At 73.7% G+C, this 5,771-nt stretch carries 5 protein-coding genes; 2 read left to right on the top strand and 3 right to left on the bottom strand.

Annotated features, from left to right (window positions below; genetic code table 11):
- The first annotated feature begins 363 nt into the window (after positions 1-363).
- Positions 364-1,155, top strand: coding sequence for an aldolase/citrate lyase family protein (locus V7067_RS07710; RefSeq protein WP_334175306.1), 792 nt, complete (start codon positions 364-366; stop codon positions 1,153-1,155).
- 9 nt (positions 1,156-1,164) lie between these two features.
- Here the strand turns inward: V7067_RS07710 and V7067_RS07715 are convergent, their stop codons facing one another.
- Together V7067_RS07715 and V7067_RS07720 are read right to left on the bottom strand one after the other, a co-directional pair.
- Positions 1,165-2,145, bottom strand: a complete 981-nt coding sequence (locus V7067_RS07715) for a phosphotransferase (protein ID WP_334175307.1) — start codon at positions 2,143-2,145, stop codon at positions 1,165-1,167.
- Positions 2,146-2,172: 27 nt separating this feature from the next.
- The gene (locus V7067_RS07720; protein ID WP_334175308.1) at positions 2,173-3,141 is read right to left on the bottom strand and encodes a polyprenyl synthetase family protein; all 969 of its coding nucleotides are present in this window, start codon (positions 3,139-3,141) and stop codon (positions 2,173-2,175) included.
- 532 nt (positions 3,142-3,673) lie between these two features.
- Between V7067_RS07720 and V7067_RS07725 the strand changes: the two genes are divergently transcribed.
- Positions 3,674-4,570: a methyltransferase gene (locus V7067_RS07725; protein WP_334175309.1), complete on the top strand. Its 897-nt coding sequence runs from the start codon at positions 3,674-3,676 to the stop codon at positions 4,568-4,570.
- A gap of 59 nt (positions 4,571-4,629) precedes the next feature.
- Here V7067_RS07725 and V7067_RS07730 read toward each other — a convergent pair whose 3' ends face one another.
- Complete coding sequence (locus V7067_RS07730) at positions 4,630-5,559, bottom strand: 4-(cytidine 5'-diphospho)-2-C-methyl-D-erythritol kinase (protein WP_334175310.1); 930 nt, start codon at positions 5,557-5,559, stop codon at positions 4,630-4,632.
- Between the last annotated feature and the right edge of the window lie 212 nt (positions 5,560-5,771).

Here is a 5,771-nt window from a genome sequence, read left to right on the forward strand (position 1 = left end):
TTCGGCGAGCCACCGAGCTAATGCCGCCGCGGCAACGACGAATGCGCGGGAAACGGCCACTTTCACGGCACGCGCCCACGTTCACGGCGCGGACCCTACCCGATCCTGCGCCGAAGCACAATTGATGCGTTGACGAAAGCGGCCCGCCCGGCCCCCCGCAGGCGGATTGCCGCCCGGCGTCTGCTGCATGGCGGGCGACTGCGCGGCGGGCGGTGCGCCGGCCTGCCGGGCGGGTGCGACGGGGCCGGCCGGGCTTCGCCTTTTGTCGTATTGGGTGTGGGTGCGGCCGGCGATTTCAGCCTAACATCGCCGCCGGACGAATCGGCCCCAAGGGCCGCGATGGCGATGGGAAGGCTGCCAGAAATGACCGAACTGCTGAAACCCTACGATCTTGCACGTCGCCTGAGGGCGGGCGAGGTGGTGCAGACCGCCTGGTCGATCAGCCTGACCGAGCCGGCCGCGCTGACGGAACTGGCAGCCGCGGGCTATCCCGCCGTGACCTTCGACATGCAGCACGGCATCCACGATGTCGGTTCGATCGCCGCTGCGATCCCGCAGGTGGTGGCGGCCGGGGCGGCGCCGGTGGTGCGCATTCCGGTCGGCGCCTATCCGGTCGCCTCGCGGGTGCTCGATTTCGGGGCCGTTGCCGTGATCGCGCCGATGATCGAGTCGGCCGCGCAGGCCGCGGCCTTCGTGCAGCAGGCCAAATATCCGCCGGTCGGGCAGCGCTCGTGGGGGGCCGCCTCGGCGATGCGGCTCGCCGGCGTGGCCGATCCGGCGGTGTGGCTGCAGAAGGCGAACGATATCGTGCTCACCTTCGCCATGATCGAAAGCCGGCCCGCGCTGGAGGCCCTGCCGGAAATTCTGGCGGTGCCCGGCCTCGACGGCGTCTTTGTCGGCCCGGCCGATCTCTCCATCGCCCTCAGCAACGGCAGCCGCTTCGCGCCGTCGTCCGACGAGACGCAGGCCACCGTCGCCGGCATCGCCACGCGGGCGCGTGCCGCCGGCCGCATCGCCGGCGCCTTCGCCGTCAGCGCGGCCGATGCGCAGCGCGCCAAGGCGGCGGGCTTCAGCTTCATCGCGCTCGGGGTGGATTTTGCGCTGCTGGGCGAGGCCGCCCGCGCCACCATCGCCGCCTTCAACGCCCCGCGCTGAGGCGCGCCCTCACAGCCGGTGGCCGAAGGCCGCCAGAATGGCGGCGATCCGGGCGCGCGCATCGCGCGTGCGGGCCGGGTCGCCGTGGCCGAGATGGGCCACCCACGCCGGCAGGTCGGTGATAAGGGCAAGGCGGCGCCAGTCGGCCGGCAGGCTGCCGCCGCCGGCGCGATAGCCGGCCGTGAAACCGGCCGCAAAGCCCGGGCGCTCGCCGAGCGGCGGGCGCATGATGTTGGCGATGTCGATCAGCGGGTCGGCCGCGAACGCAAACTCCCAGTCGATCACGGCCGCAACGGGCCCCTGCGGCCCGGCGACCAGAATATTGCCGGGGCCGAAGTCGCCGTGCACCAGACAGGGCGGACGCAGCTCGCCCTCCAGACGCCCGGCCATGGCATTGCCGAATGCCACCAGCCGGCGCCGCTCGTCCGGCTCCAGCGCCCGTCCGGCCGGGCCGGCGAGGATGCGGTCCAGCGCCGCCTGATAGCCGGCCGCCCCGCACGGCCAGAAGCGGGCGAGTTCGAGACTCTCGGAAAAGAAACCGCAGGCCGGAAACTTCAGCGCATGGATATCGGCCAGCACGCGCCCCGCGGCCCGGCCCAGCGCCGCGGTCGCCGGCGGCGGCAGGCCGGCTGCGGCCCCGGCCAGAGGCACGCCGGCCACCCATTCCAGCACGGCAAAGGGACGTCCGGTGGCCGGGTCCGGCGCCGCGGGCGCCGCCAGCACGCGGGCAACCGGCACGCGGCCCTGTGCGCCGAGACGGCCGAGAAGCGCCGTCTCCATCCGTGCCGTCACGCCGCCTTCCGACCACAGCCGCAGGTGCACGGGCCCGCGGCCGGCGCATTCGACGCGAAAGCCGAGATTCGAGAAGCCGCCGGAAAGCCGCTGCCAGCCGGTCACGACCGCATCCGGCAGCGCCAGCGCCATCATGGCCCGCACGCCATCGTCGCCGAGAGCCGCCGGCATGGCCGGCGGGCGCCAGTCGTCGTGCATGGCCGGAACCTTCCGGGCGGGAACGGATCAGTAGGCGCGGGCGATGGAGAAGCCGACGACCTCGATCAGCGCATCGCGCTGCGGGGTGGGGGCCAGCGCCGCCAGTGCCGCCCGTGCCCGGTCGCCATAGTCGTGGGCGCGGGCGATGGTGACGGCAATGGCATCGTGCTTTTCAAGCAGGCGCAGCGCGTGTTCCAGATCGCCATCGGCAATCTGGCCCTCCTCGATGCAGCGCTTCCAGAATGCACGCTCGGCCACATCGCCGGCGCGGAAGGCGGTGATGACCGGAAGGGTGATCTTGCCCTCGCGGAAGTCGTCGCCGACCTTCTTGCCGAGCTGGCCGGACTGGCCGCCATAATCGAGCGCATCGTCGACGAGCTGGAAGGCGAGGCCGAGATAGAGCCCGTAGAGCCGGAACGCCTCGCGCTCTGCCGCGGGGGCGTCGGCGATGACCGGGCCGACTTCGGCGGCGGCCGCGAACAGCGCGGCCGTCTTCGCCTCGATCACGGCGAGATAGGTTGCTTCCTCGGTGTTGAGATCCTTGGCGGCGGCAAGCTGCATCACCTCGCCTTCGGCGATCACCGCCGCAGCGTGGGAGAGAATGCCGAGGCACTCCAGCGAGCCGGTCTCCACCATCATCTTGAAGGCCTGACCGAGCAGGAAGTCGCCGACGAGCACGCTGGCCTGATTGCCCCACACCATGCGGGCCGCCGGCTTGCCGCGGCGCATGTCGCTTTCGTCGACAACGTCGTCGTGCAGCAGCGTGGCGGTGTGCATGAACTCCACGCTGGCGGCGAGCTTCACATGGCCGTCGCCGGGGTAGCCGAAGTGGGCCGCGCTGGCGAGCGTCAGCATCGGGCGCAGGCGCTTGCCGCCGGACGAGATCAGGTGGTTGGCCACCTCGGGGATCATCGTCACGTCGGAGCCGGTGCGCGAGAGAATCGTCTCGTTGACCCGCTGCATGTCCCGGGCGACAAGGGCAACCAGAGCATCCACCCCACCGGACGCTGCCGGGGCGGGAGAGGCCTTTGCAGTCAGAGGGGCCGAAGCCGCAGAGATCGGGGCCACGCGGACATTCTCCTGACGATCCGCCCGGCCGTGTGCGCGACGGCCAGACTGAAAACCTTGACGCAGCCGGTGCGCCGTCGCATTCCACGCCCGGCCCGGTCCATTCCGGAGCGAGGATAGAAATCCCTGTTCCGCCGGGCAAGACTGGGTTAACAGCCAAAACAGGGCTGACAGTCAAGACCTGAGGCCAGAACCGGCAGCCGGAACGCGGGTCGGCAGCGGGCAGGCGGCGTGGCGGGCCGCCGGGCGGGACGCGCCCGGCAGCGGCACCGCCGCGCCTGACGGGCCGGCTGGCGGGCGGATGCGACCTGCGGCAATGGTTTGCCGCCGGCCTCGCCCGTCGCGGTGGGCATCGCACACCTTTGGCCGGTTCGCAACTAGGGCCTTTCCCGTCCCCGGATCCGGCCATGGCGTGCGGGGCGCGGGGCTGTGCCGGCGACCTCTTCGGTGCGGAGAACAGATGGGCGAAACCGGCACGACCTGCGACAGCTTTCTCGGCGGGCGAATCTGCGCGCTGCAGCCGGCCCGCGGCCCGCACCGCAGCGGTCACGATGCCGTTCTGCTGGCTGCGGCGCTGCCGGCGGATTTTACCGGCACGGCGTTCGACCTGGGCGCCGGCAGCGGCGTGGCGGGCTTTGCGCTGGCCGCGCGCTGCCCGGGGCTTCAGGTGGTGCTGGCCGAGCGCGACCCCGCGGCGCTGGCGCTGGCGCGCGCCGGGCTGGCGCTGCCGGAAAATGCCGCCTTCGCCGGCCGCGTGCGGGCGATCGAGGCCGATGTCACCGCGCCGGCGGCCCGCCGGGCCGCGGCGGGGCTGGTGGCGGGCAGTGCCGATGCCGTGGTGATGAACCCGCCCTTCCACAGGGCCGGCGCGGTGCGCGCCTCGCCCGATGCGGCGCGGGCGGGCGCCCATGTGCTGGCGCCGGAAGGGCTTGAGCCGTGGCTGCGCACCGCGGCGGGGCTGCTCAGGCCCGGCGGGGTGGTGGCGGTGATCTTCCCGGCGGCCGGTCTCGGCCCGTTGCTGGCGGCCCTCGGTGGCCGCTTCGGTGCCGTCGCCGTGCTGCCGGTGCAGCCGCGGGCAGAAGCGCAGGCGATTCGCGTCGTGGTGCAGGCGATTGCCGGCAGCCGCGGGCCGCTCGCCCTGCTGCCGCCTCTGGTGCTGCATGCCGGGGCCGGTCCGCAGCCTTCGCCGGCCGCCGCCGCAGTGCTGCGCGATGGCGCGCGCCTTCCGGGCCTGCCGGTCGTGGCGCCGCCGCGGCGGCGCACCGCGCCCGCCGCCGCGTTGCCGCCCGGGGGACCGGAGACGCCGGCCGCACGGCAGGAGGGCCCGCGCGACGCGGCATCGCCGGCCGGAGGCTGAGGCCGGGCGCCTGTCACAACAGCGTGATAGCTGCGCGCAAAAGTGGAAAAATGCCCCGCTCAGGCCAGTGCGGTCGCCGCCACCCACCAGTCGCGGCCGGCTGCAGCCAGCGCGCCGGCGGCGGCCGCGGCCTCTGATTCTCCGGCGAACAGGGCAAAGCAGGTGGCCCCCGAACCGGAAAGCCGGCTCATGAGGGCGCCGGGCTGCGCCGCCAGCGCCGCGAGAACCGGGCCGATGGCCGGGGCGAGCGCCAGCGCGGGCGGCTGCAGATCGTTGCGCTGCCCGGCCAGCCAGTGTGCCAGCTCTGCAGCGGAGCCGAAGCGGAACGCCGCCGGTTCGGAATCGATGGCCCCGCCCAGCGCGCGGCGTCCGTCGAGCCGCCCGGGCCGCAGACCCAGCGCCGCGAACACCGGCGGCGTGGCCAGCGCCACGCCGGGATTGACGAGCACCGCCCACACCGGCGGCAGATCCGGCAGCACCGTCAGTTCATGTCCGGTGCCTCCGGCCCGCAGCGTGCGGCCGACGGTGCACATCGGCACGTCGGAGCCCAGCGACGCGCCGAGGGCGGCGAGATCGGCTGCGGTGGCCTCAATGCCCCACAGCCGCGCCAGCAGGCGCAGCGCCGCCGCCGCATCGGCCGAACCGCCGCCGATGCCGGAGGCGACGGGCAGGTGCTTTTCCAGATGAAGGCGCGCGCCGCTGCCGATGCCTGCCGCCTGCCGCAGGGCGACGGCCGCGCGCAGCACCAGATTGTCGGCGCCCGCGGAGAGCCCGCCGGCGAACGGCCCGCCGATGGTGAGCGAAAGCGCGTCGGCCGGCTCGGCGACCAGCCGGTCGCCCGCCGCAGCGGCGAAGGCGACGAAGGTGTCGAGGGCGTGATAGCCGTCGTGGCGGCGGCCCAGCACATGCAGCGCCAGATTGATCTTGGCCGGCGCCACCTCGGCAAGCGCGCCGGTGCCGGCGGAACGGGGCGGGGAAGAGCAGGTCATCGCTGTATGGGGGATGGCAGCACGGAGGACGGAGGGCGCAGGGGACGGCGGTACCGGGGACGGAGGCACAGGAGATCACCGTCCGGCGGCGGAGAACGGCCGGGGCGGTGGCCGGCGGGTGTGTGCCGCCGGCCCGCCCCGCCTTACTGCGCCGGGGGCGGCGAAACGGATGGCGGCACGGTGGGTCCGGCCGGCACGGCTGCCGGATCGGT

The sequence above is a fragment of the Pseudoxanthobacter sp. genome, from assembly GCF_036822375.1.
GTDB lineage: Bacteria > Pseudomonadota > Alphaproteobacteria > Rhizobiales > Segnochrobactraceae > Pseudoxanthobacter.